Genomic DNA, 26,707 nt, shown 5'->3' on the forward strand with positions numbered 1-26,707 from the left:
CCATGAGCGTCGAGGAGTATCAGCATCTGCTCGTGAAGCGCGACGGCGACACCGTCACCATCACCATGAACCGGCCGGACCGCCGCAATGCGCTGTCCGCCGATCATCTGACCGAACTGCTGGCCGCCTTCCGCGCCGCGGGCGAGACCGATGCGAGCGGTATCGTATTGGCCGCTGCCGGACCGGTTTTCAGCGCCGGCCACGATTTCGCCGATGTGGCGGCCCGGGACCTGCTCGAGGTGCGGGAGCTGCTGGTGCGCTGCCAGCAGGTGATGACCACCATCGAATCGGTCCCGCAGGTGGTGATCGCGCGCGTGCACGGCCTGGCCACCGCCGCGGGCTGCCAGCTCGTCGCCTCCTGCGATCTGGCCATTGCCGCGGAATCGGCCGGTTTCGCGCTGCCGGGCGGCAAGGGCGGCTGGTTCTGCCACACCCCCGCGGTGCCGGTCGCGCGCTCGATCGGCCGCAAGCGCCTGATGGAGCTCGCCCTCACCGGCGATCCCGTCGACGCCCGCACGGCCGTCGACTGGGGCCTGATCAACTACGCCGTCCCCGATCTCGACCTCGATACCGCGGTCACCAACCTGCTGGCCCGTGCCACCCGCGGCTCCCGGGCCAGCAAGGCCCTCGGCAAACGCACCCTCTACGCCCAGCTCGATCGCCCCGAGGCCGACGCCTACACCCTGGCCCGCGAGGTCATGGCCGCCGCCTCCCAATTGCCCGGCGCCCGCGAGGGAATGGCCGCCTTCCTGCAGAAACGCCACCCGGTCTGGCCGGACTGACCCAGGTAACCGGTCCGCTCGATCGGTAAGCGGGTGGAGGTTGTGACCGTGTGATTCCACCCTGGTTCCACCCCGGGGTGGTGGGTCGGCGGGCCCGTTCGCGCGACTGTATCAGTCATGAACATGCAGAACGTGGGCGAGATCGTCCTGGTGGTGCTGGTGATCGGGTGGGTCGTGTATCGGCAGACCCAGTGGCAGGCCCTCGATCATGCGCGGCTGTGGCGGCTGCCGATCATTCTGGGCATCATCGGCGCGCTGAGCCTGAAGTCGGCGGTGGGCACCACGACCGTGCAGCCGATCTCGGTCGTGCTGCTGGTGGTGTCGGCGGTGCTGGCCGTCGGGGTCGGGCTGCTGATGGGCACCATGTCGCAGGTGCGGCAGTTCGAGGGCCGGGTCGAGGCGCGGACCGGCGTGGCCGGGTCGATGCTGTGGCTGGTCATGCTGGCGGTGCGGATCGGCGTGGATGTGGCCGGGCATGTGCTGAACGCGGGTGCGCTGGTCACCTCGGCGGGCGCGATCATGATCTTCATCGCGCTGAACCGGGCGGGCCGCACGCTGATCCTGGCCCGGCGTTCCGAAGAACTGCGAATGGTTGCGGCACACTGAAACCGATGACCGACTCGTCCATCCCGACCCTGCTGAACCGGCTGTTACGCCTGATCGGTTTCTTCGTCGTGCTCGCCACTACGGCGGGCACGGCGAATTTTCATCGGCCGTGGGTGCTGGCGGTCTCGGTGGTGATCTGGGTGGGCTGGGCGATCTTCGTGCTGTGCCCGCCGGACGCGGTCGGTCTCGAACGGATCTACTTGTGCGCCATGGCGATCGGTTCGGTGGCCGCCGCGCAGGAGACGGGTGCGACGATCAGCGCGCTGGTCGCGGTGGTGGCCGCGCTGTCGCAGCTGCGGCAGCCCAGGATGTTCGGATGGCTGCTCACGCTGGCGGTGATACTGGGCCTGTGCGTATCCGCCGCCATCGCGGGTACGTCGGTGACCGGCCTGCTCGGTCTGCTGGCGGGTGTGGCGGTGCTGGCGCTCATGGGCTGGAGCCGGCGGCAGGCGCGGATCTCCGCCGAGCAGAATCGCCTGCTGGTGGAACAGAATCGGGTGATCCGCACCGAACGCGACCGGGCCGCTGCCCTCGCCGAGCGCGGCCGCATCGCCCGCGATATGCACGATGTGCTGGCCCACACGCTGGGCGGACTGGTCATGCAGCTGGACGCCGCGGACGCGCTGCTGGAAGCGGGGGAGGTGGACCGCGCCGCCGAACGGGTGCGCGCCTCGCACCGCCTGGCGGTCTCGGGTCTGGAGGACGCCCGCCGCGTGGTGGGCACGCTGCGCTCCGAAGTCTTCGATCTGCCCACCGAACTGCGGCGTCTGGCCGAGGAGCATCGCGGCGCCGGTGGGCAATTGCTGCTGCAGGTCGAGACCGACCCGCGGCTCACCAACGAGCAGGCGACCATCGCCGTCGCGCGGGCCATTCAGGAATCGCTGACCAACGCCCGTAAACACGCTCCCGGGCAACCGGTTACGCTCGCCTTGCGGGGTGCGGGCGAGGAACTCGAAGTGCTGGTGTCGAATCCGATGACGACCCGGCTGGGGTCGCTCGCCGCCTCCGGTGTGGGTGCGGGACTACTGGGTATGCGGGAACGCCTGGCGGCGGTGGCCGGTACGGCGGAGGCCGGAAGAGAGGGCGATCAGTGGACAGTGCGGATCCGGGTGCCGCGCAGGTGATCACGGTGGTGGTGGCCGACGACCAGACCACGGTCCGCGACGGGCTGAGTACCGTGCTGTCCCTGCTGCCGGATGTGGAAGTGGTGGGGGAAGCCCGGGACGGCGCGGAGGCCGTGGACCTGGTGCGGCGGCTGTCGCCGCGGGTGGTGCTGATGGATCTGCGCATGCCCGGCACCGACGGGGTGACCGCGACGGCCACCATCACGGCCGACCATCCCGGGACCGCGGTGCTGGTGCTGACCACCTATGCCGACGATGCCTCGATCGCGGGCGCGCTGCGTGCCGGGGCGCGCGGCTACCTGACCAAGGACGCGGGCCGCGCCGAGATCGCCGCCGCCATCCGCTCGGTCGCCTCGGGCCACACCACCCTGGCCGCGGATGTGGGCGCCCGCCTGGTGTCGGCGCTGGAGTCGCCGCAGACGCCGCCGGCCGATCTCACCGATCGCGAACTGGATGTGCTGCGCCTGATGTCGCAGGGCCGCAACAACTCCGAGATCGCGAAGGAATTGTTCATCGGGGTGAGCACGGTGAAGAGTCATATCAATTCGCTGTTCGCCAAGCTGAATGTGCGGGATCGCGGGCAGGCCATTGCGTACGCCCATCGCACCGGTCTGGCGCGCTGACGACCGGCGCCGCGGGCAGACTTCGAATTACTTCCCGTTGGAAGCAATTCGGGGGTGTGTGATTTCGATTTCAGGGAATGGCACGGGCTTTAGGAATTACGGTATCCACCCGTTATAGTTCTCGACGATCCACGCCCCGCAGTTCGTAAAGGTTGCCGTCGATGATGTTGCGCACCAGTGTCGGTGACACGTCGCGCGACCGTATTCGGGGCGGTCTCGCCGGAATTCTCTGTGGCCTGCTGGCGATTGCCGCGCACGGATGTGAAGGGGCGCTACCGGATTCGACGGCCCTGGCGCTGGTCCTGGTGGTCAGCGGCGTGGTCGGGGCGGCGGTCGGTTCACCGGCGGGGCGGAGCCGGATCGGGCTTTTCGCGATCCTCGGGCTCGGGCAGTTCCTGGTGCACAACGCCCTGATGGTGACATCCGGTGCGCATCAAGCTCATTCGATGACCATGGACAACATGGCCGGTCGAGCCATGAACGGTCATGCGATGGCCGCTCATGCCATGGCCGAGGGATCCGGCCGTTCCGGACTGCTCATGCTGGCCGTGCATGCCCTCGCGACACTGGTGTGCGCGCTGGTCATCGCGGCCGCGGAGCGCGTCTACGCGATGGCCTCGCGGGTGGTCCGGACGCTGCTGGCCGATTTCGGGCCGCTACCGCAGGCCGATGACCGGCTGGCCCGTATTCCCCGCGCCGACGCCCGGCCCCCGGGTTCCGTGCTGCCCGGCGCCATTTCCCCACGCGGCCCACCGCTCGGCCGGTCCGCGATCGCGTTCTCCTGATCCGTTCGGATCCTCTTTCACGCGCATCCGCGATTTCTTTTCATTTCACGCCGGGCCGGGTACGGCAATTGATTTGCGCTGCCCGCTGCCTGAATCGCCCAGTACGCGAAATGCCTTCCGGCAATTCGCTGATTTGTGCTGCGCAGAAAAGGAAATGTTTTGCCGAGCAATAGATACTCGCGGCCCCGTCGCGCCGTGCGCCCGATGCTCACCGTGCTGGCCGGAGCCGCTATCGCGGCGACGGTACTGGGCGCCGGTGTGGCCGACGCGCATTCCTATGTCACGCATGCCGAACCGGCCGACGGCGCGGTGCTGCCGGCGGGACCGCCGCAGGTCTGCGTCACCTTCAACGAGAAGGTCGAAGACCCCGTCATGAACGTGACCGGTCCGGACGGCAAGGTCTGGTCGCAGGGCGGCCTGCACATCGACGGCCGCACGCACTGCCTGGATCTGGCGCCGCTGGGCCCGGCCGGGGTGTACACCACCCAGTTCACGGTGACGTCGAAGGACGGGCACCGCATCGAGGGCACGCGCAGTTTCACGCTGACGCAGCCCGGCCCCGGCGCCCCGCCGCAGCAGTAATTCTCTTTCCCCCAATACTTTTCAGCTCGCGAACCGGCCGTTCGCGAGGAAGGACATACCTCCCGATGAAGACCATGAACACCGTCGCCGCCACCGCCTCGCTCGCGATCGCCGCGCTCACCATCGCCGGTGGCACCGCGTCCGCGGACGTCCCGGACAATGCCCAGCGGCCCGGCGCGACGGTCAGCACGGATGTCGCCCCCGGCATCCACTACACCGCCAATGTGGTCGATCACTCCGTCGTGCTGCGCACCGACGGCGGCCGGATCAACGTGCGCGGCAACCAGTTCGAGATCCTGGACGGCAATGGCAACCTGGCCTTCGGCATGCCGCTGACCTACCGGCGGGACAAGCAGGACTGGCCGATCGCCGCCCAGCTCGACGCCGACGGCCACACCCTCACGCTCACCCCGGGCACCGATCCGGCGCAGGCCGTCGCCGCCACCACGCCGGAGCTGAAGCCGATCTTCTCGCAGGACGACTTCAATGACGCCATGAGCGTGGCCGGCACCCAGATCGGCCTGGCCACCGCGGTCGGCGGCATGATCGGCGCGGCCATCGGCCTGGCCGGCGGCTGTGTGGCCGGCGCGGTGGTCGGCACCACGCTGATGCCGCCGGCCTTCCTGGTCGGCGCGCCCGGCGGGTGCATTGCGGGCGCCGGTGTCGGCGCGGGCCTCGGTACCGCCATCGGCACGCTCGCCGTCGGTATTCCGGTGACCGTGATCAGCGCCATCCAGATGTACAACACCCTGACGACCAGCCAGAACTGATCCGCGCGCCCGGGTGTCCCGCTGCGGCGGGCACCCGGGCTCCCGCGAATCCGGCCATACCCGAACGGATTTCCCGAAATGGCACTCGCACCCCTGTCCCGTGTTCTCGCCACCGCCGCCCTCGGCGCCACCGCCCTGTTCGCCGGCGCGGGCGTCGCCTCCGCGCACGTCTCCGTCTCGTCGCCCGGCGCGACGCAGTCCGGCGATGCCGTGCTCACCTTCCGCGTCCCCAACGAATCCGGCGACAATGCGCTGACCACCGTGCTGAGCGTGCAGTTCCCGGGCCTGCTCGCCGTCGACACCCAGCCGATTCCGGGCTGGAAGGCGGTCATCGCCAAGGACTCCGGCGGCAAGATCACCGGCATCACCTGGACCGCCGATCCTGGTGCGGGTATCGCGCCGGGGCAGTTCCAGCAGTTCCAGGTCTTCGCCGACGATCTGCCCGATCAGGATCGCCTGACCTTCCCGGCCACCCAGACCTACTCGGACGGCGAGGTCGTGAAGTGGGATATGCCGGACAACAAGGACGGCACCGAGCCCGAACGTCCCGTTCCCGCACTGGAATTGGCGGCCAAGGGCTCGGATGAGCACCCGGCCGCCGCCGCGCCGGCCGATCACGACGGCACCGCGCGCTGGCTCGGCGGGATCGGTATCGCGCTGGCGGTCGGCGCACTCGGCGGCGCCGCCGGTGCGGTGGCGGTGGCCCGGCGCCGCGGCTGAAGCGGCGTCGGATCAAAAGAACGCCGGCGGATCCGGGAGGGCAGTTCCCGTATCCGCCGGCGTCGAGCTGAATCCGTTGTAGCGGAGTCAGTTCGCCTTTGCGGTGGTGGTCGGCGCCACCGTCGTGGTCGGTGTGGTGGTGGTTGTGGTCGGTGCGGTGGTCGTGGTCGGCGCCACCGTGGTGGTGGGGTCGGTCGTGGTGGTGGTCGGATCTGCGGTCGTCGGCACCGTGGTGGTGGGCGCGGGGACCTGGGTCGTCGTGGTCGTCGTGGTCGGTGTGGTGGTTACCGTGGTGGTCGTGGGCTGCGGGACGACGGAGGCCACGTCCTTCGGATCGTTTCCGGTACCGGGTTTCGTGGTGGTCGTGCCCGGCTTGGTGGTGGTGCTCGGATTCGTGGTGGTGGTCGTGGTCGGCGTCGTCGTGGTGGTCTTGCTCGGGTCTGTGGTGGTGGTGGCCGGCGCGTCCTTCAGCGCCGCACGCTCGACATTCGGCGCGGGCGTGGTGGTGGTCGTGGTGGTGATGCCGGCCTGCGCCTGCTTGGCCAGCTGGGTGAGCCAGGCGGCCGCGTATTCGGCGGAGGTCAGCGGCTTGCCGTTGTTCGGGTCCGAGTCACGCCAGTAGTCGAAGTGGTGGCCGGTGCCGTTCGGTCCCAGGGTCAGGTTGTACGGGTCGTTCAGGAGCACCGGGATGGTGTTCTGGTTCGTCACGATGAGCCCGACGACCTCGTTGAACACCTTCTGCGGCAGGAACGCCAGCGGCGAGAGCGAGGTGGCCTGAATGGAACTCGCGGGTGCGGGCGCCGGCTGGTCCGAGCCCGGCTTGTAGTTCGGGTCCGAAACCTTCAGCAGCACTTGCAGGAACGTCTCGTTGCTCGCCATCCAGTTGGGCTGGGCGGCGATATCGGCGAAGGCGGCCATGGTGATCCGGCCCAGCGCCACCGCGACATCCATCCCGGTGGTGGGGTTGAGCCCGTCGTTCTGCAGGGCGTCCGCATTGACCTGCCGGCCCACGTTGACCGCCAGCTGCAGCAGCGAAATGTTCTGCGGCGCAGCACAGGTCAGGTCACCGTCGGAGCAGAACGAGGCGATCTTGCCGTTCAATGCGCCGAAGCCGCCCGCATTGCCCGGCAGCGCGCCCTGGCCGGGGATCGCCGTGGTGCCGTTCTGGTACTTCACGTCGTAGCCGTCCGGATTGCTGAACGGGTCCTTCGCACCCGGGAACGGCCCCTCGCCGGCCGAGCGGCCCGAGTCGGCGAGAATGACCACGCCGAGCACGGTATTCGGGTCGACAATGCCGTATTTGCCGTTCTGACCGGCTTGTTGATTACCGATCTGCATGGCGACCCGGCGCACCACATCGGAGCCTTCGCTGTAGCCGACAATCGAGTACTTGGTGTTCGGGCAGGCCGCGGAGATCTGCTCCATGACCTTCTCGGTATTGGCGACACCGGTGTTGACCGCGTCCTCGTAGGTGGACAGATTCGCCGGATAGGAAATATAGACCGCGGAGTACGAACCCGGATTCACCGCGCCATTCGGGGCATTGACCACGGGGTCGACCCACTGGCTGTGGTAATCGTCGGCCTGCGCCGCGGGCAACTCGTTGCCATTGGCGTCCACCAGCAGTTTCGTCGTCCCCGCCTGCGGCGAATCATTGCGTCCGGCGACCGAAATCGTCACCATGTCATGGCATTCCGTGACCGAGGCCGTCAACTGCGGATCGGCCGTCTTCGAGGTGGTAGCAGTCAGTGTCCACGACGCGGCAACTATTGCGGCAATGCCCATGACGGCAGGCGCCGCTGCTGCCGTCGCAATCCTGTGTCGCGCGAAGTAATCGCCAAAAGCCATGCCCAAATCCCCATTCCAACAAACGATATGCGAACGGACGGCCCCACCCCGAAGGGGCATGTTCAGAAGGGACGTCGTCCCGAGTCCGCAAAGTGTTACGGACGCAAATGATTCGCAATTGAACACAGTGACGCGGGTCTCGCCGCGGCCGGTTTCGGAGGAGCCGACAGTGCGGCGGGCGCGGTGCGGGCGGGGGTTCGTAGGTTGGAACCCTTCCCGGCGATTTCAACATATTGTTGAATGTGCGCATGTCGAACGAGACCCGCATCCGCATCCTCTGGCCGGCCGGTCAGCTGACCGCCACCCTGGGGGATACGCCCACGGTAAAGGCCCTTTCTGCCGCGCTCCCGCTCGCCGCGACCGCGAACACCTGGGGTGACGAGGTGTACTTCGGCACCGGCGTCAGCGTCGCGCGTGAGCCGGACGCCCAGCAGGTCGTGGACGCGGGCACGGTCGCCTTCTGGACCGACGGTGACGCCCTGGCCCTGCCGTTCGGCCCGACCCCGCTCTCCCGTGGCGACGAATGCCGCCTCGCCAGCCCCTGCAACCTGCTCGGCCGCATCGACGGCGACCCGCGCCTGCTGGCCACCGTCCGCGACGGTGACCCGATCCGCGTCGAGCTCGCCTAGCCGAAACCGATACCGGCCGAACCGGATTCGCAAGACTCCTGGCGCACCGATCGCCGTGCGTCAGGTTTTCTTGACCCGCCCTTGCCGTCAGGATATCCTGACAATGTGGATGACGCAGACGCGATGCCGCCCGACGTGCTGGCCGGACAGGTCACCAGCAAAGACCCCGAAATCGGCCTGCAGGCCGTGGTCGCACTCCGCCGGCTGCTGGCCGAACTCGAACGCGTGCATGTGGACAATGCCCGCGAGCAGGGCTGGAGTTGGCAGCGGATTGCGGACACGCTGCAGGTCAGCAAGCAGACCGTGCACGAAAAACACGCGGGACGACGGCAGGTCACCGGTAAGGAGAAATAGCCGATGTTCGAAAGACTCACCGAACAGTCCAAACAGGTCATCAGGGTCGCGCAGGACGCCGCGATCTCGATGCGCAACGACTTCATCGGCACCGAGCACTTCCTGCTCGGACTGGCCGCCACCTCCGGAGCCGCCGGGGAAGTGCTCGACGCCCAGGGCGCCGAACTCGGCCTCGTCCGGGCCGAAGTCATCCGGCAGTCCGAGGCGGCCGGAGTTTCCAGGACCGGGGGACAGGTGGCGATCGACGCACTCTCCTCGATCGGGATCGACGTCACCGAGATCCAGCGGCGCGCGGACGACAGCTTCGGCCGCGGCGTATTCCTTTACCCCCGACCGGCATTCACCGTGCAGGGGAAGCAGTTGCTGGCGGAGTCCCTGCGCGAGTCGCTGGAACTCGGCGACGAGCGCATCGACACCGGGCACATCCTGCTCGGACTGCTCGACGCCGATCCGGATTCGATTGCCGCGCAGACCCTCGCCGCGCTCGGCGTGGACACCGCGGCCCTGCGCTCGGCGACGCTCGATCGGCTGGCCCGGCGGGCTTCCTGATCCGGATGCGCCCGGCGGCCCGGGGGTCGATGGGGTGAACCATTACCCTCGGGTCGTGTCCACTTCCAAGATCGTTCTCGTCACGGGCGCCGGTTCCGGTATCGGCCGCGCCATCGCTGTCGCACTCAGCGCGGCCGGTCACCGGGTGGTGGCCGTCGGGCGCACCGCCGCGACCCTCGACGAGACCGTCGCCGCAGCAGCCGGGCCGGGGAGCATCGTGCCCGTCCCCGCCGATGTCGCCGACCCCGACGCCGTGCAGGCGCTGTTCGCGCAGGTCGTCGAGCGGTGGGGACGGCTCGACGTACTGGTCAACAACGCGGGCATCTTCGGGCCCACCCTGCCCATAGACGAAGTGCCCGTGGCGGATTGGCGGCGCGTGATCGACACCAATCTCACCGGCGCCTTCCTGTGCGCGCAGGCGGCCTTCCGGGTGATGAAGCAGCAGGACCCGCGCGGTGGCCGGATCATCAACAACGGTTCGCTGTCCGCGCATGTGCCGCGGCCCGACACGGTCGCCTACGCCGCGAGCAAGCACGCCATCACCGGGCTGACCAAGTCGCTGTCCCTGGAAGGCCGTGCCCATGACATCGCGGCCGGGCAGATCGATATCGGCAATGCCGCAACCGAACTCACCGCCGGCATCGCCAGCGGGTCACTGCAGGCCGACGGAACCATCCGGCCCGAGCCCACCATCGCGGCCGACGATGTGGCGCGGCTCGTGGTGCAGACCATCGAGCTGCCGCTGAGCACCAATGTGCCGTTCCTTACGATCATGGCGAATGCCATGCCTTACATCGGCCGTGGCTGAAGGGGGATCCGGAATGTTCCGTATGCGAAGGTCGGCTGCGCTGCCGCTCGTCCTGGCCTGTGCCGTTGTGGCATCGGCCGCCTGTTCCAGCACGTCGAGCACGACGGCGTCGCCGACCACGACCGCACCTGTCGCGAGCACCTCGGCGAATGCTTCGGCCAGTGCCGCGCCGTCGACATCCACCGCGGCGCTCGGCCAGTGCGCGGGCGCCGATCTGAAGGTGACCATTCCGGGCTGGGGGGACAAGCCCGCTCCGGCAACGGTGGTCGCCGAAATCGACTTCACCAATGTGTCCGCCGCATCCTGCACACTCCAGGGATTCCCGGGCATCGCGGTGGTCGCCAAGGACGGGGGCACCGATAACTTCGATCGCGAGACCTTCAAGCCGCCCATCGAGGTGACCGTTGCCCCCGGACAGACCGTGTCGGCGAAAACCAGTGGCGGCCTGGGCATCTACGATCCGGACCACCCCGACAAGAACAGCACCTCGCTCACCGTCGATCCCGACCGGCTGCTGGTGACGCCGCCGAATACCACCGACACGGTCAGTTTTCCGTGGCCCTGGCCCGGGCAGCAGGTGCAGGACCTCTTCGGCTCGACCCACCTGCGTCCCTACGTGTATCCCGTAGGCGTCCAGGGCAACTGATCACAGATACGGCCGGGTGATCATCTCGATCCCGTGCCCGGCCGGATCCCGGAAGTAGACGCCCCGGCCGTCGTGCTCGGAGTTGATCTGCCCGATCCGCTGGAAGAACGGGTCGGCGGCGTGCTCGATCTCGCGGTCGACCAGTCGCGCGTAGGCCCGATCGAACAGTTCGTCGTCGACCAGGAACGCGTAGTGCTGCATCTGGATCTCCACGGGCGGTTCCGCGAACTGCAGCAGCACCCCGTCCTCGCAGAGCAGATTGGCGAACACACCCCACGACGGGGCTTCGTCCAGTTCGAAGATGTCGCGGAAGAACGCGGCCGACTCGGTGCGGTCCTTCGCGGCAATAATGGTGTGATTGAAACGTGCGGTCATGAATGCCTCCTCGGCTCGATTGATCCTTCTTGCTGGTGGTCAATCAGGCCGGAGGCGGTGCACGTGCGGCGCTCAGTGCAGCGCCGGGTCACCAATCCGTGTGTGGCTCGAGGCCGTCCCGGTTATCATCGCCGACCACTGTAGCGGACGGGCGCAAGCACTTTCAATGCACCGCGGCGTCCGGTGCACGGTCGAACACCTGGCGGAAGACGTCGGCGGCATGACTCGTGGGTTCGGGTGGTGCGGGAACGAAGCGGAACGTGCGGGTGCCGTCGGCATGGTGACCGGCGCGCAGGAACAGGTCGGCCGGGTGGGCGGATCGGCTTCGCTGGTCGGCGAATTCGTACAGGTGGGTGACGAAGACGACCCGCACGCCACTGGTGAGGAGACCGTCGATGAGGGGGAGCGCGATACGGGTGGCATCGGCTTCGCTGGTGGAGGAGAACGACTCGTTGCACAGCAGCAGGGAAGCCGGGCCCATCCGATCGATGATCCTGCTCATCCGGGCCAGCTCGTCGACCAGCTTGCCGTGCGACATCGTGCGGTCCTCATCGGCGACGAAATGGGTGAACACACCCGCGTGCACCTCGGCCTCGAAACTGTCGGCGACCACGTACATGCCGGCCTGCATCATCAGCTGGGCGGCGCCGATCGCGCGTAACAGGGTGGATTTGCCGCCACTGTTGGCGCCGGTGACCACGATCAGCGAGCGGCCGGTGGCGTCGATGTCATTGCCTACCACCGGTTGAGCGCGGGACAGGCACAGCGTGATGTCGCGCAGGCCGGTGCAGCGCAGGCGCGGCGCGCCCGCCGGGTGCGGGGTCGGCAGGCAGAGCGGTAGCCCGGCCCGGGTCAGGTGGTCGTGCAGGGCGAGGCAGCCGAGATAGAAGGCCAGTTCGGTGCGCAGGCGGCGGAAGAAGTCCTGCACATGGTCGGCCGCATCGTTCACGACATCGGCGATCACGTTCAGCGCGCGGTCGCGCAACTGCATGACCGGATCGAACTCCGGCTGCGGTTCCTCGATGACACGGAAGGTGTAGCCGCCGCGGCGATCGAATCCGAAGCGCCGCCGCCGGATCGGCTCGTGCAGCACGATGCGCGCTATCTTGTTGGTCGCGCCCAGTCCGGCGCTGATGTGCAGGCCGTGCTCGAAATCCATTGCGGCCAGCTGTGCTTCGATGGTGTCGAGATACCGATCGTCGAGCTCGGCGGAGACGGCGGCCATCAGATCGGTGAATCCGGCCGAACCGAACACCCGGCCGTCCCGGTCGCACGTCGCGCGCAACTGACGCAGGAATCCGACCAGCTCGGTGAGAGGTTGCAGCGCGAGCACCAGCTTGCCATTGGCGTGATGCGCGGGGCCCACCCGCCAGCGTTTGAGCTCTGTTGCGTCGCAGGCGATCCGGTAGAGCTCGCGCACCATCTCCGGATGGGCGTGGCAGTCCGCCAGCACGGCGTGGCGATAACGGATCACCTCGGGATCGGTCACCGGCGCCGCCAGCGCCTCCCGCACCGCCTCTAGGACCACCGGGTCCGCGGCGAGCACGGCGCAGAGCGATTCGAGGCCGAGATCGTCGAAGGCATTGTCGCCATTGGCCGCCGGACTGCCCGGACAGCCGGCCGGTTGCAGCAGATTCACCTGCATGACGTAATCCTCGCTGTGACAAGGTCATAGGTGAGCCCGAAGCGCTCGGCGAGCACCACCGCGTGCGCATTGCCATCGGCCGCGCGCCGCTCGATCGAGAACGTGCGCCGTCCCGGATCAGCCGGATCGGTGGCGGCAACCATGCTCACCGTGGCGGGACCGCCGCGAGCCAGTTCGTCGAAGAAGGTGACCCACACCGCGATCGACCCACGCTCGGCGATCCGCTCGAGCACATCCCCGCTGATCCGCACCGCATCGGCGGTACTGGTCGAACTGAAACTCTCATTGAGAACGATCACGCTGTCCGCGGTGGCCTGCTCCAGCACATCCCGGATGCGGACGAGCTCGTCCGCGAGCCGCCCATCCGGATCGGTGGCCTGTTCCGCCCGCTCGAAATGCGTGAACACCCGATCCGCCAACGGCAGGCACGCACTACGCGCCGGTACCGGGCACCCCAGCGCCGCGAAGTACATCAACTGCCCGAACGCGCGAGCAAAAGTGGTCTTCCCACCTTGATTGGGCCCGGTAACCACCAGCACCCGCTCCGGCCCCGACAGCCGGAAGTCATTGCACACCACAGTGTCTGCGCCTCGCCCGCGCCGAGTGAGCAAGGCCAGATCGAACATCCCCTCGGCCCGCACCTCGTCCCGCCCAGACGCCAACTCCGGCAAGCACATCGCCCGCGTATCCCCGCACACTCGCCGCGCGAACGCCAGATACATCAGATAGAACTGAATCTCCCGATCGAACCTCAGCACCTCGGCATCAGCGAATTCCTTGTATTCCTCGGCGAATTCGCTCAGCTCCGCGAAGGCATCAGGATTCAGCGCGGCGACCCGATCGAGGACCTGCTCCTCCATCTGAGCCATCTCGTCCCACTCCGAAGGCTCCCGAGCCGCCCGTGGCGCACCGGTTCCGAAGCGCGAGAACAGCTCCGAAATCCCCGCACTGTAATCGGCCTCATCCCCGGCCGGCCCCACCTCCAAGCTCCGCCCCACAATCCGAAGCCCATACCGCACCCCATCCAGCCTCCGCTGGACGCGCCCCACTTCTTCGGCCAGCCGCCCGAACTCGCCCCCACTCACGTACGCGCTGACAAACTCCCGCCACCCCCGCAACCCCCGCGACTCGAGCGTGAGCGCCCCCAGCTCGTCCGCCAGCCGCCGCACCGCCTCGACATACTCCGCCGCGGCCCCCACCAGCCACCGCTCCCGCTGACACGGATGCTGCTGCCGCCCAATCCATTCCAACCGCTTCCGCACAACCCGCAGATCCCCGGCAAAGGTCTCGAACACCCCCCGAACCCCGGCATCCATCACATCGGCAAACACCTCCTGCCGATACCGCACCACCTCCGGATCCCGCACAGGCCGCTCGAACCACCCCCGCAGCCCATACGCATCCGCCTTCACGACGGCCCCGATCACCGCCCCGATATTGAGATCCTCCCGCCCCGCCGACTCCACCCCCACAGCTCCGGCCGCCTCAATTCCCCTCGGCCACAACACACTGACACCCGTCAAGGTCCCCACCTCCGTCTCCCGCGTCGTCCCTCAGCACGCTAGAGAATTACCTTGCCGGTCGTCAAGCAATCACCTGCCGCCAGTTCTCATCGAGATCGAAGCTGTCGCCGCGCTCCCCGAGCAGTCGATCTCCGTGGGGGAGTAGGGGTCAGCAGGCTACGTTGCGGAGTTGGGGGCGGATCGTGGTGGCGGCGGTGGCGCGGACAGCGGCGGAGAGGGCCACGAGGGGCGGGGTCCAGCGGGCCTCGGCGGGGGAGACGCCCCAGGTGATGGCGGCATTGGTGTGGGGGAGGGCGATGGTGGCGCCGTCGGTGTGGACGGTGGCGCCGGCGGCGCGGAGGGCCTCGATGGCCAGGGCGGCCTTGGCGGCGCCGACAACGAGGTGGATTTCGCGGCGGTGGGGGCCGCGGAGTTCGATCACGGGGCCGGAGAGGTTGTTCGCGCGCAGGTAGCGGCGGACGGAGGCGGCCTGGGCGCCGGTGAGTTCCACGGCGGCGATCCGGTTGTCGGTGGTCAGGTCGATACCGGTGGATGTCTCGGTGACATTCCAGCCCAGGCTGCGGTAGTCCTGCACAGCGTGCGAAGTTGCCGAGGGGACAATGCTCGGAAACGTTGTGGCCACTGTGTTCTCCCATTCACCAGGTTGATCGTGTTCACTCGTTGACATTTGTCGCAATCACTACCCTCACATCCGCACCTGTGTGTCGAATCCGTTGCGGCTGAGAGCTTCCCTAGAGCACCCTGTGATCACGAGCTCATACCAGAAATTCTGCGCCGAAATCCGGCCCGGGTCATCGACCCTTGGTCTTCGATTTGTCCACCCCTGGGTGGATCTGCGGGTGCCGAAGGATGTAGCACCTCGGGGTGATCACCTAGTGGTCGCCGTTCTCGCCGCGGCGGACGACCACCACACCCGCGAGGATGAGTGCGCCACCGAGCAATTGGATGACCCGGGGAGCCTCGCCCAGCAGCACCCAGATGAAGGCCAGCGCCGCCGGGACCTCCAGCAATGCCGTGAACGAGGCCAGCCGCGACCCGATCAGCCGAGTCGCCGCGATACCGGAGACGTAGGCGAGCGCCGCGGTCACGGTACCCAGCACCAGCACGGGCACCCACCACGAAGTCGTGAAGTTCTGGAACACAACCGGTCCGGTGGTCGCGTGCAGCGGGACGACCCCGATCGCCCCGGCTACCAGCAGAATCAGGCCACCGACGAGCAACCCACCGGCGGCCGGCACCGTCCCCGGTAGCGTCCCGCCGGCGCGTGCGGACAGCAGAAAGTACGCCGCCCCACCGGCCATGGAGAGCAGCGCCCAGGCAATACCGGACCAGCTGGTGGCCAGACCCGGATGCGGGTCGATAACCAGAACCAGACCGGCAAGCCCGATCGTGCCGCCGACGAGCGTCGCCACCCCCGGCCGCTGGCGATGCCGCAGCCACAACCAGGCCACCACGGCAATCGGCGACGCGAACTGGATCAACAGCGCCACACCCACATTCATGCGCGCCACCGCATTGAAATACGCGAGCTGCGTCCCGGCCACCGCGATCAGCCCATAAGCGCTGATCAGAGATGCATTGCGGCGCAACATCCGCCAGTAGCCGCGCAACTGCCGCACCGCGATCGGCGCCAGCGCAACGGCCCCCACCAGCACCCGGACCGAGACCACGGCCGCGGAACTCCAGCCCGCGTCCAGCACTCCGCGCGCCAGCGGACCGGACGCCGCGAACGACGACGCGGAGACCACCGCGCACACCACACCGGATCTGACCCGTTGCCGGACGGCACGGTCGGAGGTCGTCACTGCCACGCATCAGAACGCTAAAGACGAGCTGAGCGCTTGTCACCCGAGTTTCGCCGACCCAACGAAAACGCCTGTACCAGCGGTAATTCCCGCTATCGGGGGAGTCCGAAGTCCGACTCCCGGCCGACGTGCCGAGGGCCCCGCCGACCGTACGGTCGCAGCAATACAGACCGATTCGGTCCGTCCCACGTCAAGGAGGATCTGTGCTCTCCGCTTTCGTTTCGGCCTTCCGGACCCCGGACCTACGGCGGAAGATCCTCTTCACCCTGGGCATACTCGCCCTGTTCCGGCTGGGCGCACTGCTCCCGTCACCGGGTGTCGACTACAAGGCCGTCCGCGGTTGCCTGCATCTCGTCTCCGATGGCGGTTCCGCCGGTATCTACCAGCTCATCGACCTGTTCTCGGGCGGTGCGATGCTGCAACTCTCGGTCTTCGCAATCGGTTTCGTCCCCTACATCACCGCCGGAATCATCGTGCAGATGCTGACCGTGGTGATCCCGCGGTTCGACGAGCTGCGCAAGGAGGGCCAGACCGGCCAGGCCAAACTCACGCAGTACACCCGATATCTCGCCGTCACCTTGGCGATACTGCAGGCCTCCGCCTTGGTGGCACTCGCCGCGCGCCGGCAATTGCTGCGCGGATGCCAGACCGACATACTCACGGACAGATCGATCTTCGGCATGCTGGCCATCGTGGCGGTGATGACCGCCGGCGCCGCACTGGTCATGTGGTTCGGCGAGCTGATGACCGACCGCGGCATCGGCAACGGCATGTCGCTGCTGATCCTGACCGGTATCGCCGCGCGAATCCCGGCCCAGGGCACCGCCATTCTGGACAGCGAGGGCGGACTGCTGTTCGCCGTGATCTGCGCCGCGGTGCTGCTCACGCTGGTCGGAGTGATCTTCGTCGAGCAGGGGCAACGCCGGATTCCGGTGCAGTACGCCAAACGTGTGGTCGGCCGGAAGATGTACGGCGGTTCCTCGACGTATCTGCCGTTGAAGGTCAACCAGGCGGGCGTCATTCCCGTCATCTTCGCGACGTCCCTGCTGTATCTGCCGAACCTGTTGGCGCGGTTGACGCAGCAGGGCACCGGCAATCCGGCGAAGTGGCAGGAGCTGATCCAGAAGTATCTGGTCAATCCGGGCAACCCCGTCTATGTCGGGATATACATCGCGTTGATCCTGTTCTTCACCTACTTCTATGTCGCGATCACCTTCAACCCGGAGGAGCGCGCCGACGAGATGCGGAAGTTCGGCGGCTTCATCCCCGGCTACCGCCCCGGCCGGCCGACCGCGGACTACCTGAACTTCGTCCTCGGCCGGATCACCCTGCCCGGCTCGATCTATCTCGGCGCCGTGGCGGTCCTGCCGAATCTGCTGCTGCACTTCGGCGCCGCCGGTCCCGTGCAGACCCTCACCTTCGGCGGCACCTCGCTGCTGATCGTGTCCAGCGTCGGCCTCGACACCGTCAAACAGCTGGAGAGCCAACTCATGAACCGGAACTACGCGGGATTCCTGCGCTGACCGGCTCCCTCCATCGGGGGAGCCCCGGATACGCCCGATTGCCTATATACGCGGACGGATCTTGTATCTACGGTCTGACAATATGGCCACGACCACGTCCACCCGCACGCTGCTCCGGGTGGTGTCCTCGCTGCTGCTCGCGATCACCGCCACCATGCTGTCGGTCGGCTACGCGCAAGCCGAGACCACGGTCGCCGGCCGGGACAGCGTCCTGCACGCCGCACAGCAGTCGACGATCTCGGTTCTGCTCGCCGACGACCACATCGTCTTCCGCTCGGGCATGCGGGCCGTGATCGGCGCCCAGCCCGACATCCATTGCGTCGCCGAGGCTCCCGACGTCTTCACCGCCATCAGCGAGATCCAGCGACTACGACCCGACGTGGCCATCCTCGACCTCGACATGCCCGGCCTCGACGACCCCGCCGCGATCGCGTCGGTCGCGGCCCTCGCCGACACCACCCGCATCCTCACCCTCGCCACCGGCGAAACCGAGCAGAACCTGTACCGCGCACTGCAACTCGGCATCAGCGGCTTCCTCACCAAGGCGCTGCCCTCCCAGGATCTGATCTCCGCCATCCGCGCCGTGGCCCGCGGCGACGCGCTGATCGACCCCCGCCTGACCCGGAACCTGGTCTCCCGCCTGTCCTACGGCATCGAGCCCTTCCCCGCCGCACCGGAAGTCGACACCCTCACCACCCGCGAACATCAGGTCCTGCTGCTCATGGCCAAGGCCTACACCAACCCCGAGATAGCCCGCACCCTCGGCGTGGGCGAGCAGACGATCAAGACCCATGTCTCGAACGTGCTGGCCAAACTCGGTGTCCGCGACCGCGTGCAGGCCGTGGTCTACGCGCACACCCGCCGCGTCGTCCCCCTTGAAACAGTCTGACCGGCAACATTGTTGGTCAGGTCGGCCGCCACCGCGCCTTGATCCGGAACCGTTCCCCCTGCGGGCCCAGGATACTGAGGAATTCGGCCGGCCGGTCGTCCGCATTGCCGAACCAATGCGGCAGGTGCGTGTCGAATTCGGCGACCTCCCCGGTGTTCAGGATCAGTTCCTTGTCGCCGAGCACCACGCGCAGCCGCCCGTCGAGCACGCAGAGCCAGTGATATCCCTCGTGTGAGCGCGGATCCGGTTCGAGATCGTTCGGCCCGGCCGGGAGGATGTGCCGGAAGGCCTGCAGCCCACCGGGTCTGCCCGAGAGCGGGACGATGATCATGCCATTGCGATTGATCGGGCGCGGGTACACGCGCGGATCACCGGTCTGCGGGGCGTCGACGAGTTCGTCCAGCGGCACCTGATAGGTCTTCGCCAGCCGCAGCAGCATCTCCAAACCCGGTTTGCGCAGGCCCGACTCCAGCCGTGACAGCGTGCTGATGGGCATCCCGGTGGCGGCCGCGACCTCGGCCAGCGACAGGTTCCGGCGGTGGCGCAGCTCGCGCACTCGCGGGCCGATCGCGCTGAGTACCGCCTCGAACTCGTCGCTCATTCCGCCATTTTGCCGTTTCGGCAAAGAACTTTGTCAAGCGGCCGGCGGGCAGGGCAGGTTGGCGGGATGGATGCAGAATTCTGGGACGAGCGGTACGCCGGCCGCGAGCAGTTGTTCAGCGGGAACGTCAATGGGGTGCTGGTCATCGAGGTGGCCGAGCTGACGGCGGGGCAGGCCCTGGATATCGGATGCGGGGAAGGCGCGGATGCGCGATGGCTGGCCGGGCGGGGATGGCAGGTCACCGCGATCGACATCTCCGAGGTCGCGTTGCGGCGGGCCGCGGCGGCGGCCGGCGCGGACGGGCGGGTGGCGTGGATGCGGGCCGACCTGACCGTCACGCCGCCGCCCGCGGGTGCGTTCGATCTGGTTTCGGCACTGTACTTTCCGTTGCCACGGCAGCGTGATCACCGGGCGTTGCGCGGGTTGCTGGCTGCCGTGGCGCCGGGCGGAACGCTGCTCTTCGCCGGGCACGATCTCGCGGATCTCGGTGCGCACCATGGCGATGACCTGGATCCGGGGGATTTCTATCTGCCCGGTGAGGTCGGTGCCTTGCTCGGTGCGGAGTGGACCATCGTGGTCGATGAGACTCGCCCGCGCGTGGATCCCGCTCCGGCGGGCACCGGGCACGCCCACGATGTGGTGCTCCGGGCGCAGCGCGGGCGATGAGTCATTCGGCGCGCGGGGTCAGGCGGGTACCGCGGCGGAGGGTGACCGACATCAGGTCGGTGGGCTCGTCGAGTTCGATTCGGTGCCAGCGGTTCTGCGGCACGATGTAGGTCTCGCCGGGGCCGACGGTCACCGAATCCTCCTCGCCGCCGGGCGTTTCCGGGCGCAGGTACATGCGGATCCCGCCGGCGAGGACGGCGACGAGTTCCTGCCCGTGCGGGTGGATCTCCCAGTGATCACCGTGCGCCTCGGCATCGGTTTCGACGTGGAAGGTGGCCATGGTCCAGCCGTCGATATCACCGCTCATGCGGCGTTGCTCGTCGAAGACCCGGCCGTCGGGGAGCAGGCGCACGCCGCGGGCGAACAGGTCGATCGGGGTCAGTTGCATGGCATTCCTCCATGTAGAGACTTTCTGTACACGTATAAAAAATTAGTCCACGCGAGTGCCCGCTGTCGAGAGCGCGTGCCAAGATGGTGCGGTGGAAACCCGTACCGGACGGCCGCCACGCCTGTCGCGCGCGCAGATCGCGGCCACGGCGCGCGAGCTCATCGAGACCCACGGCGTCCAGGCGCTGACCATGCGCCGGCTCGCCACCGAGCTCGGCGCCACCCCGATGGCGGTGTACCACCACGTCCGCAACAAGGACGAACTGCTGCTGCTGGTCCTCGACGAAGCGGCGGCCGGTATGCAACGACCCGAATTGCCGGGCGAGCCGGGGGAGCGGCTGGTCATCGCCTCGCGCGCCATGCACGACACCCTCGCGCGGGTCCCGTGGATCGTCGAGGTGCTGACCTCCGACGACCTGTTCTCGCCTGCCGCACTGTGGTATCCGGAAACCATCATCGAGGCCGCCATGGCCGGCGGACTCGGCCTCGACGAGGCCGTGCACGCCTACCGGAAGATCTGGTACTACACGGTCGGCGAGATCCTCGTGCACGCCTCGGCGGCCCGGCGGCGAACCGCGAACGCCGGCAAGACCTTTCGGGAACGCATCTTCGACGACGTGGATGCCGCGCAATTCCCGCGCCTGGCCGAGGTCGGGGAGCGCTGGGCGGAACTCACCGCCATGGACACCTACGAAGCCGGACTGCGCGCCCTGGTGGCCGGCCTATTGCCAACTCGGTAGCCACAATTCGCGATTCCAGGTGGCGGGCGTGATGGGCACGCCGGTCAGAATCGGGTACAGCCACGCGAAATTCGCGATGGCCAGCGCGAGATAGATCGACACCAGCAGCAATCCGATACCCCGGCGTTCCGCCGACTGCCCGGGCCGCCCGAGTACCTGCCCCAGCGTGAGAGCGAGCGCCATCACCAGGAACGGCGCCATCACGGTGGCGTAGAAGAAGTACATCTGCCGATCCAGGTCGGCGAACCACGGCAGCCAGCCGGCGCCGTAAGCGGTCAGCACGGCGATGAAACGCCAGTCCCGGCGCACCACGGATTGCCACAGCGACCAGCCCAGCACCGGGAAGGCCGGCCACCAGATCACCGGCGTCCCCACCAGCATGACCGCACGCACGCAGGAGGCCTGGCCGCAGCCGGTGGTCTCCGGCGGCTTGGGGAAGTAGTACAGCGTCGGCCGCAGGCCCATCGGCCAGGTCCACGGCTTGGACTCCCACGGATGGTGGTAACCGTTCGTATTGGTCAGCTGGACATGGAAATCCAGCATCGCGCCCTGATAGAACCACAGCGATCGCAGCGCGTCCGGCACCCACGAGAACGGGCCGCCCGGCCCGACGTGCACCCCGACCTCGTAGCGGTCCACCGCGGTCTCATCGGCGAACCATCCGGCGTAGCTCGCCAAATAGACTGCGAGAGCGATGAACACGAGCGCGTACACCGCGGGCGCCAGATCACGCACGGCCGTGCCGAGCCACGGCTGCCGCACACCGTAGGCCCGCCGCGCGGCGATATCGAAGCCCAGGCTCAGCACCAGGAAGAAGATCACGAAATACAGCCCGGACCATTTGGTTCCGCAGGCCAGGCCGAGCAGCACGCCCGCGCCGAAGCGCCACCACCGCACGCCGAGTCGCGGTCCGAAGCGGTGCGCGAGGAGGCGGCCGGCCGCATCGGCGCGGGCCATTCGTTCCCGCATCCGATCGCGGTCCACGATCAGGCAGCCGAATGCGGCTGTGACGAACAGGGTCTGGAAGATATCGAGCAGTCCGATGCGCGAGTTCACGAAGGTGACGCCGTCGGCGAGCATCAGCACTCCGGCAATGGCGCCGATCAGGGTCGAGCGGGCCATGCGCCGCACGATCCGGATCACCAGCAGCACGAGCAGCGTGCCCGCCACCGCCGCGGAGAAGCGCCAGCCCAGCGGCGTGTAGCCGAAGATCGCCTCGCCGAGCGCGATCAGGAGCTTGCCGACCGGTGGATGCACCACCAGCGCGTATCCGGGATTGTCCTCGATGCCGCGGCCGCCGCTCAGCATCTGCCAGGCCTGATCGGCGTAGTACTTCTCGTCGAACATCGGCGTGCCGCCGTCGGTCGGGTAGTTCAGGCGGGCGAATCGCAGGACCCCGGCGAACAGGGTCAGGGCGATCGTGACCAGCCAGCCCCGCGCGGTGTCGCTCGGCTGGGGTTCGGGCCTGGGACGCAGCGGTGCGAGCGCGACCATGGGGCGCAGCATCGACTCCTCGCTGCCGATCGGTCCTCCCATGCACCGACCCTATGCGTGGCCGGTCCCGCAACTCAAGATCGAGTTACGGGACGGTACATGTCAATTGGGCCGGGCGGCGGGCGGAGTGGCCCCGGCGACGATCTCCTGGAGGGCCGCGATATGCCCGTGAAAGGCCTCGCGACCGGTATCGGTCAGCTGGGCGCGGACCTTGCGACGGCTGCCGTCGAGGCGGCGTTCGGTGGTGACGTAGCCGGCCTCCTCGAGCGTGGTGAGCTGTTTGGACAGGGCCGAATCCGAGAGTCCCAGCCGCTCTTTGAGGAAGGCGAATTCCGCCCAGTCGGTTGCCGCCAGGGTCGCCACCAGTGACAGCCGGGTGCTGGGGTGGATCAGCTCGTCGAAACGCGCCTCGGTCATGCGTGTACCCAATGCCGCAGGGTGCGCAGGATTTCCGGCCCGCCGAAGCCGATGATCGCCGCGATCAGCACCGCCGCCCAGATGGTGGGGTGGCGAGCGCCGTCGGCGTTCAGGGCCAGCGCCGCACCGACGGTGAGCGCGACCAGCCCGAGCAGCATCCCGATGACCACGATCGGTGTCCGCCGCCCGGCGACGGCCGCACTGACCTGTAGCCGGTCCGTACGACGGCGTCCGTCGAGCAGTCGCGAGGCGACTGTCGAGTGGCCCATACCGAAGGCCACGGTCGCCACGATCGTCAGCCATTGCGGGCCCAGTTCGCCGATCGCGCCCAGGACGAGCCAGCCGCCCGCCATTCCCCACCAGTACCAGCGCGGTAGTCCCACCTCCGCCGCCACTTGCTGCCTGGCCCTTTCCGCCGCGTCGAGGGCGGCGCGGGCCTGGTCCGGAGCAACGTTGTCCATGACAACTCCTCACTTTCCTACCTGGAAAGTAAGAGTCCCACTTTCCTGGTAGGAAAGTCAATGGCGGCCGAGACACGGTTCACTCGAGTAGCTCGCAGCCCTCTCCGCTAGCCTGACCATGTGTCTATAGCTGAGCTGGTCGCGGCCAGAGTGCCGAAGCGGCTGCTGACGGTGCTCGTGCGGAATGCGGAACTGCTGAAGTTCCTCACCGTCGGGGCCATTGCCTTCGTGACCACATCGGTCCTGTTCTTCGGGCTGAAGTGGACCGTGCTGCAGGGGAAGCCGGTGACCGCGAACGTCATCGCGGTCCTGCTGGCAACCGTGCTGTCCTACGTGCTCAACCGCGAGTGGGCCTTCACCGAGCGCGGCGGCCGCCAGCCCCGGCACGAGGCGGCGCTGTTCTTCGTGGTGGCCGGCGTCGGCCTGGTGATCAACCAGCTACCCCTGGCCGTCTCGCGCTACGCCCTCGACCTGCAGACCCCGCACGTGTCGATGCTGGCCGAGAACGTCGCCGACTTCATCAGCGCGACCCTCATCGGCACCCTGCTCGCCACCGGCTTCCGCTGGTGGGCGATGCGCAAGTTCGTCTTCCCGCACGCCGTGAAACCCGCTGCGGCGGAGGACGAGACGCCGATCCACCAGTAGTACCGCCGCGGATCGGCGTGGGCGTCAGTCCCATTCGTCGACCCGGACATCATGCGGGTGCGGAGCGCCCGTACCGGTTTCGATCAGTGACCGCAGGCTCAACAGGTACACGGCCCATTTGGTGCTGCAGTGGTGCATGAACTCCACCGGTTCACGCCAGCCCTGATGGGTGAACAGGATGATCGCGTAGTCGTCCTTTTGATCGAGGACCCAGTCCACGTGGGTGCCGACCCATTCCTCGGGTCCGCTGACCACCTCCCACAGGACCCGCTTGCCCGGATCGAGTTCGCGCACCCGCATATCGAATCCGCCTGCGGCGAAACGGAATCGGAGTTCGTCGCCGACCTCCCCGCCTTCACCCTCGGTGTCCTTCGTCCACCAGTCGGTCAGCCCCTTGTTGGTGGTCAAGACCGAATAGACCTCGGCCACAGGCGCTTCGATGCCGATCCGGTGCAGGATATCTACCATGTCCGCTCTTCTTTCCGTTGCTGATCTTGCTGCTGCTGAATTGCCTCGGCGATCCGCTTGATGCGCCGCAGCCTGGCATCCCACGCCGCCCCCACCGAGGAGAGCTGCGCGACCGCGCGGGCAAGTTGTGCCTCGTCCACCCGGTACCTCCGTTCCCGCCCCGCGGGCGTGGCGTGCACCAGGCCCACACGGTCGAGCACGCCGAGATGTTTCGCGATGGCCTGCCGTGTCACCGGCAACTGCTCACTGAGACTGGTGGCCGTGCCATCGCCGGTCGCCAAGAGCAGGTCGAGCATGCGCCGCCGGGTCGGATCCCCGACCGCGGACCACAGATCGTCGTCGACGACAGCGGTCATCGGGCCGAGACCAGCCGCGTGACGTACTCCCCGAGTAGGGGCACGAACTTGCTCCAGCCGGAAGCGTGCTCGTTGTACTGCTCCTCCAATTTCGCGATCTCCCAGCCCATTTCGCGGAAGCCGGTCTCGGTGACCCGGATCGTCGTGCCGGCGCCGGACGGGACGAGCTCGAAGGTGACCAGCAGCGAATTCGTGGCACCGCCGACCGCGCCCTCCGGATAGCACCAGCGGAAGGAGAACCGCCGCGGTGGATCGGCATCCACCACGGTCATCGGGACGATCTCCTCGCCATCGCCCCAGATCAGCCGTCCGGTCGCACCCGGTTTCGCCTCGAATTCGGCGTCGTCGCTCCACCATTCCGAGATGTGCTCGGGCTTGCTGACCACTTCGAAGACGACCTCGGGCGAGGCGTCCACGTAGATCTCCCGTTCGATGCTGCCGTACTCCATGCGCTCGACTCCTTCCGGATATGCAACCTTTTGTTGCGTATTACGGTAGCCGACCGAATGCGGTCGCGCAACCATCGGTTGCGAATGGAGCAAACCGGTCGGGCGACCCCGCAAATCTGTTCGGAAAAGGCGGCTTTGGCCCCTTTCGCCCCGCCGATGTGCGTGCAAAGGTAGTCCGCATCAGTGCGGAGCAGGGGCGCGGAGGTTCGACCGATGATGTACGTGGTGTGGGCGCTCCTACCCTGCGCCGCCGTGGCTTCCTTCGCCGGAGGTCACCTGTGGCGCTACCGCCGCGACCGGTTCCACGGTCCCAGCTACGGCCCGTACGCCGATACCGCCCAGCGACTCGGCGCACTCTCGTTCCGCATCGGCGTCCCGCTGCTGTTCGTGTCGCGCATCGCCGAAGTACTCGCCTCCGGGCCGCATTCCCGGCCCGGCGGCCATATCGGGCCGTTTCTCATCACCCTGCAGGCCATCGCGATCCCGCTGGCCGTGGCCGGCGCGGCGGTGCTGCTGGTCCCGCCCCTGATCGCCGCCGACGCGCACGCCCGGGTGAGCCCGCTGGATCGCATCACGCTGCCGGTCCTGATCGCCGCCTTGCTGTCGTCGATCCTGATCAGCTTCGATCCACACTCCACCGATCACGGATACCTCGCGGCCGAAACGCTTTTCACCTGGGTGCGCTCGCTCGTCACCCTGCATCCCGATGTCGCGGTCATGCAGCACGCGCCGACCATGTATCAGGCGCGCGGCCTCATCGTCATGCTGCTGATCGCAGTCTGGCCCTACACCAGGCTGGCCGGCATCTTCGCCGTCCCCACCGCGCGACTGCTCCGGAAGCTCGCGCGCACAGGCGTTTTCCGCCGCCATGACCCCGTCCTGGGCTCACCGGGTCCGGCATAGGAGTTCGCCCGGGCGGACGTGCCGGGTTCAGGGCACCCAGATGTACCAGTCCACGAACGGGCCCTGGACCGGCCAGGTATCGGCCATGATCTTGGCCGGGCCCATGCCCACCCAGAGATCCAGCGTCACCGTATCGCCGGGCGTGTCATCGGTGTACACGTACACGTTCTGATGTTGCGCCCCCGCCGAACCCACCCAGCCGAACGAGACGGTATTACCGCACGGCCCCCGCTGATACCCCAGCGGAGTCACATGCGCGAGCACATGGCCCGGCATCCCCGGCGCGGCCTCCATGGCGATGCCGATCATCCCGGTACAGAAATTCGCATCACCGAAGGTGAAGAGCGTCGTCCCGAACGGCGAGAACTGCGGCAGCGGATCCGCTTGCGCCGGAGCCGTTTCCATCCCACACGCCAGGGCGCCTATCGCCGCAGCCGCCGCGATCCCCGCCGCCGTTCGCCGCACCCTCATCAGCCGCTGTCCTTCCCGCTTGACGGGAGTCGTTTCACATCTCAGCGTATCGAAACACCCCCG

At 67.7% G+C, this 26,707-nt stretch carries 34 protein-coding genes; 19 read left to right on the plus strand and 15 right to left on the minus strand.

What is annotated here, in order from left to right; genetic code table 11:
- The first annotated feature begins 2 nt into the window (after nucleotides 1-2).
- The 8 genes from ACH438_RS05700 to ACH438_RS05735 all read left to right on the plus strand — a co-directional run bounded on the left by ACH438_RS05700 (nucleotide 3) and on the right by ACH438_RS05735 (nucleotide 5,992).
- Nucleotides 3-782, plus strand: a complete 780-nt coding sequence (locus ACH438_RS05700; RefSeq protein ID WP_397001602.1) for an enoyl-CoA hydratase-related protein — start codon at nucleotides 3-5, stop codon at nucleotides 780-782.
- A gap of 117 nt (nucleotides 783-899) precedes the next feature.
- Nucleotides 900-1,388, plus strand: coding sequence for a hypothetical protein (locus tag ACH438_RS05705; protein ID WP_397001604.1), 489 nt, complete (start codon nucleotides 900-902; stop codon nucleotides 1,386-1,388).
- A gap of 5 nt (nucleotides 1,389-1,393) precedes the next feature.
- Entirely contained in the window at nucleotides 1,394-2,512 is a 1,119-nt protein-coding gene (locus ACH438_RS05710) for a sensor histidine kinase (protein ID WP_397001606.1), read from the plus strand.
- Nucleotides 2,479-3,135, plus strand: a complete 657-nt coding sequence (locus tag ACH438_RS05715; RefSeq protein ID WP_397001608.1) for a response regulator — start codon at nucleotides 2,479-2,481, stop codon at nucleotides 3,133-3,135. Before ACH438_RS05710 ends, ACH438_RS05715 begins: the two co-directional genes overlap by 34 nt.
- A 161-nt stretch (nucleotides 3,136-3,296) precedes the next feature.
- The gene (locus ACH438_RS05720; RefSeq protein ID WP_397001610.1) at nucleotides 3,297-3,920 is read left to right on the plus strand and encodes a hypothetical protein; all 624 of its coding nucleotides are present in this window, start codon (nucleotides 3,297-3,299) and stop codon (nucleotides 3,918-3,920) included.
- A gap of 159 nt (nucleotides 3,921-4,079) precedes the next feature.
- Complete coding sequence (locus ACH438_RS05725) at nucleotides 4,080-4,502, plus strand: copper resistance protein CopC (RefSeq protein WP_397001612.1); 423 nt, start codon at nucleotides 4,080-4,082, stop codon at nucleotides 4,500-4,502.
- A gap of 65 nt (nucleotides 4,503-4,567) precedes the next feature.
- Nucleotides 4,568-5,272 (plus strand): hypothetical protein, encoded by a 705-nt coding sequence (locus ACH438_RS05730; protein ID WP_397001614.1) that lies wholly within the window; start codon nucleotides 4,568-4,570, stop codon nucleotides 5,270-5,272.
- Between the two features lie 78 nt (nucleotides 5,273-5,350).
- Nucleotides 5,351-5,992, plus strand: coding sequence for a YcnI family protein (locus ACH438_RS05735; RefSeq protein ID WP_397001616.1), 642 nt, complete (start codon nucleotides 5,351-5,353; stop codon nucleotides 5,990-5,992).
- An 87-nt stretch (nucleotides 5,993-6,079) separates the two neighbouring features.
- On the opposite strand, the gene ACH438_RS05740 is transcribed toward ACH438_RS05735, so the two are convergent.
- A complete protein-coding gene (locus ACH438_RS05740) occupies nucleotides 6,080-7,840 on the minus strand; it encodes a cutinase family protein (protein WP_397001618.1) in 1,761 nt (586 codons plus the stop codon).
- A gap of 248 nt (nucleotides 7,841-8,088) precedes the next feature.
- Here ACH438_RS05740 and ACH438_RS05745 point away from each other — a divergent pair, with 248 nt between their 5' ends.
- The 5 genes from ACH438_RS05745 to ACH438_RS05765 all read left to right on the plus strand — a co-directional run bounded on the left by ACH438_RS05745 (nucleotide 8,089) and on the right by ACH438_RS05765 (nucleotide 10,826).
- Nucleotides 8,089-8,469 carry a cyclophilin-like fold protein gene (locus ACH438_RS05745; RefSeq protein ID WP_397001620.1) on the plus strand — a complete coding sequence of 127 codons (381 nt, stop codon included), beginning with the start codon at nucleotides 8,089-8,091 and terminating at the stop codon, nucleotides 8,467-8,469.
- Between the two features lie 123 nt (nucleotides 8,470-8,592).
- Nucleotides 8,593-8,823 (plus strand): helix-turn-helix domain-containing protein, encoded by a 231-nt coding sequence (locus tag ACH438_RS05750; protein WP_397002306.1) that lies wholly within the window; start codon nucleotides 8,593-8,595, stop codon nucleotides 8,821-8,823.
- 3 nt (nucleotides 8,824-8,826) lie between these two features.
- On the plus strand, nucleotides 8,827-9,372 hold the full coding sequence (locus tag ACH438_RS05755) for a Clp protease N-terminal domain-containing protein (protein WP_397001622.1): 546 nt from the start codon (nucleotides 8,827-8,829) through the stop codon (nucleotides 9,370-9,372).
- Between the two features lie 55 nt (nucleotides 9,373-9,427).
- On the plus strand, nucleotides 9,428-10,180 hold the full coding sequence (locus ACH438_RS05760) for an SDR family oxidoreductase (protein WP_397001624.1): 753 nt from the start codon (nucleotides 9,428-9,430) through the stop codon (nucleotides 10,178-10,180).
- 22 nt (nucleotides 10,181-10,202) lie between these two features.
- A complete protein-coding gene (locus tag ACH438_RS05765; protein ID WP_397001626.1) occupies nucleotides 10,203-10,826 on the plus strand; it encodes a DUF4232 domain-containing protein in 624 nt (207 codons plus the stop codon).
- Here ACH438_RS05765 and ACH438_RS05770 read toward each other — a convergent pair whose 3' ends face one another.
- From ACH438_RS05770 to ACH438_RS05790, 5 genes are all read right to left on the minus strand, one after another.
- Nucleotides 10,827-11,201: a VOC family protein gene (locus ACH438_RS05770; RefSeq protein WP_397001628.1), complete on the minus strand. Its 375-nt coding sequence runs from the start codon at nucleotides 11,199-11,201 to the stop codon at nucleotides 10,827-10,829. It abuts the gene before it with no gap.
- 163 nt (nucleotides 11,202-11,364) lie between these two features.
- On the minus strand, nucleotides 11,365-12,846 hold the full coding sequence (locus tag ACH438_RS05775; RefSeq protein WP_397001630.1) for a DNA mismatch repair protein: 1,482 nt from the start codon (nucleotides 12,844-12,846) through the stop codon (nucleotides 11,365-11,367).
- Nucleotides 12,837-14,369, minus strand: a complete 1,533-nt coding sequence (locus tag ACH438_RS05780; protein WP_397001632.1) for a DNA mismatch repair protein MutS — start codon at nucleotides 14,367-14,369, stop codon at nucleotides 12,837-12,839. The genes ACH438_RS05775 and ACH438_RS05780 overlap by 10 nt, the downstream gene beginning before the upstream one ends.
- A gap of 148 nt (nucleotides 14,370-14,517) precedes the next feature.
- A complete protein-coding gene (locus tag ACH438_RS05785; RefSeq protein ID WP_397001634.1) occupies nucleotides 14,518-14,991 on the minus strand; it encodes a hypothetical protein in 474 nt (157 codons plus the stop codon).
- A 250-nt stretch (nucleotides 14,992-15,241) separates the two neighbouring features.
- The gene (locus ACH438_RS05790; RefSeq protein ID WP_397001636.1) at nucleotides 15,242-16,180 is read right to left on the minus strand and encodes an EamA family transporter; all 939 of its coding nucleotides are present in this window, start codon (nucleotides 16,178-16,180) and stop codon (nucleotides 15,242-15,244) included.
- A 197-nt stretch (nucleotides 16,181-16,377) separates the two neighbouring features.
- Here ACH438_RS05790 and secY point away from each other — a divergent pair, with 197 nt between their 5' ends.
- Both secY and ACH438_RS05800 read left to right on the plus strand, forming a co-directional pair.
- Nucleotides 16,378-17,697 (plus strand): preprotein translocase subunit SecY, encoded by a 1,320-nt coding sequence (gene secY, locus ACH438_RS05795; protein WP_397001638.1) that lies wholly within the window; start codon nucleotides 16,378-16,380, stop codon nucleotides 17,695-17,697.
- Between the two features lie 82 nt (nucleotides 17,698-17,779).
- A complete protein-coding gene (locus tag ACH438_RS05800) occupies nucleotides 17,780-18,586 on the plus strand; it encodes a response regulator (RefSeq protein ID WP_397001640.1) in 807 nt (268 codons plus the stop codon).
- A gap of 16 nt (nucleotides 18,587-18,602) precedes the next feature.
- Here the strand turns inward: ACH438_RS05800 and ACH438_RS05805 are convergent, their stop codons facing one another.
- Nucleotides 18,603-19,187, minus strand: coding sequence for a helix-turn-helix domain-containing protein (locus ACH438_RS05805; RefSeq protein ID WP_397001642.1), 585 nt, complete (start codon nucleotides 19,185-19,187; stop codon nucleotides 18,603-18,605).
- A 66-nt stretch (nucleotides 19,188-19,253) separates the two neighbouring features.
- Between ACH438_RS05805 and ACH438_RS05810 the strand changes: the two genes are divergently transcribed.
- Complete coding sequence (locus tag ACH438_RS05810; protein ID WP_397001644.1) at nucleotides 19,254-19,853, plus strand: class I SAM-dependent methyltransferase; 600 nt, start codon at nucleotides 19,254-19,256, stop codon at nucleotides 19,851-19,853.
- Between the two features lies 1 nt (nucleotide 19,854).
- Here ACH438_RS05810 and ACH438_RS05815 read toward each other — a convergent pair whose 3' ends face one another.
- Nucleotides 19,855-20,241: a cupin domain-containing protein gene (locus ACH438_RS05815; protein WP_397001646.1), complete on the minus strand. Its 387-nt coding sequence runs from the start codon at nucleotides 20,239-20,241 to the stop codon at nucleotides 19,855-19,857.
- 91 nt (nucleotides 20,242-20,332) lie between these two features.
- Here ACH438_RS05815 and ACH438_RS05820 point away from each other — a divergent pair, with 91 nt between their 5' ends.
- Nucleotides 20,333-20,980: a TetR/AcrR family transcriptional regulator gene (locus ACH438_RS05820; RefSeq protein WP_397001648.1), complete on the plus strand. Its 648-nt coding sequence runs from the start codon at nucleotides 20,333-20,335 to the stop codon at nucleotides 20,978-20,980.
- Here ACH438_RS05820 and ACH438_RS05825 read toward each other — a convergent pair.
- The 3 genes from ACH438_RS05825 to ACH438_RS05835 are packed head-to-tail and all read right to left on the minus strand — an operon-like array spanning nucleotide 20,963 to nucleotide 23,352.
- A complete protein-coding gene (locus tag ACH438_RS05825; RefSeq protein WP_397001650.1) occupies nucleotides 20,963-22,516 on the minus strand; it encodes a dolichyl-phosphate-mannose--protein mannosyltransferase in 1,554 nt (517 codons plus the stop codon). The genes ACH438_RS05820 and ACH438_RS05825 overlap by 18 nt on opposite strands.
- Nucleotides 22,517-22,576: 60 nt before the next feature.
- Nucleotides 22,577-22,891: a transcriptional regulator gene (locus tag ACH438_RS05830; protein WP_397001652.1), complete on the minus strand. Its 315-nt coding sequence runs from the start codon at nucleotides 22,889-22,891 to the stop codon at nucleotides 22,577-22,579.
- Nucleotides 22,888-23,352 carry a hypothetical protein gene (locus ACH438_RS05835; RefSeq protein WP_397001654.1) on the minus strand — a complete coding sequence of 155 codons (465 nt, stop codon included), beginning with the start codon at nucleotides 23,350-23,352 and terminating at the stop codon, nucleotides 22,888-22,890. The genes ACH438_RS05830 and ACH438_RS05835 overlap by 4 nt, the downstream gene beginning before the upstream one ends.
- A gap of 126 nt (nucleotides 23,353-23,478) precedes the next feature.
- Between ACH438_RS05835 and ACH438_RS05840 the strand changes: the two genes are divergently transcribed.
- Nucleotides 23,479-23,997, plus strand: coding sequence for a GtrA family protein (locus ACH438_RS05840; RefSeq protein WP_397002308.1), 519 nt, complete (start codon nucleotides 23,479-23,481; stop codon nucleotides 23,995-23,997).
- 24 nt (nucleotides 23,998-24,021) lie between these two features.
- Here ACH438_RS05840 and ACH438_RS05845 read toward each other — a convergent pair whose 3' ends face one another.
- From ACH438_RS05845 to ACH438_RS05855, 3 genes are read right to left on the minus strand one after another with little or no spacing between them, the layout of a single operon-like run.
- Complete coding sequence (locus tag ACH438_RS05845) at nucleotides 24,022-24,465, minus strand: SRPBCC domain-containing protein (protein WP_397001656.1); 444 nt, start codon at nucleotides 24,463-24,465, stop codon at nucleotides 24,022-24,024.
- Nucleotides 24,459-24,821, minus strand: coding sequence for an ArsR/SmtB family transcription factor (locus ACH438_RS05850; protein ID WP_397001658.1), 363 nt, complete (start codon nucleotides 24,819-24,821; stop codon nucleotides 24,459-24,461). The genes ACH438_RS05845 and ACH438_RS05850 overlap by 7 nt, the downstream gene beginning before the upstream one ends.
- Entirely contained in the window at nucleotides 24,818-25,270 is a 453-nt protein-coding gene (locus ACH438_RS05855; RefSeq protein WP_397001660.1) for an SRPBCC domain-containing protein, read from the minus strand. The genes ACH438_RS05850 and ACH438_RS05855 overlap by 4 nt, the downstream gene beginning before the upstream one ends.
- A 216-nt stretch (nucleotides 25,271-25,486) precedes the next feature.
- Here ACH438_RS05855 and ACH438_RS05860 point away from each other — a divergent pair, with 216 nt between their 5' ends.
- Nucleotides 25,487-26,173 carry a respiratory nitrate reductase subunit gamma gene (locus tag ACH438_RS05860; RefSeq protein ID WP_397002310.1) on the plus strand — a complete coding sequence of 229 codons (687 nt, stop codon included), beginning with the start codon at nucleotides 25,487-25,489 and terminating at the stop codon, nucleotides 26,171-26,173.
- 27 nt (nucleotides 26,174-26,200) lie between these two features.
- Here ACH438_RS05860 and ACH438_RS05865 read toward each other — a convergent pair whose 3' ends face one another.
- On the minus strand, nucleotides 26,201-26,644 hold the full coding sequence (locus tag ACH438_RS05865) for a hypothetical protein (RefSeq protein ID WP_397001662.1): 444 nt from the start codon (nucleotides 26,642-26,644) through the stop codon (nucleotides 26,201-26,203).
- Nucleotides 26,645-26,707 lie beyond the last annotated feature (63 nt).

The organism is Nocardia sp. NPDC020380 (assembly GCF_044386975.1).
Classification (GTDB): domain Bacteria; phylum Actinomycetota; class Actinomycetes; order Mycobacteriales; family Mycobacteriaceae; genus Nocardia.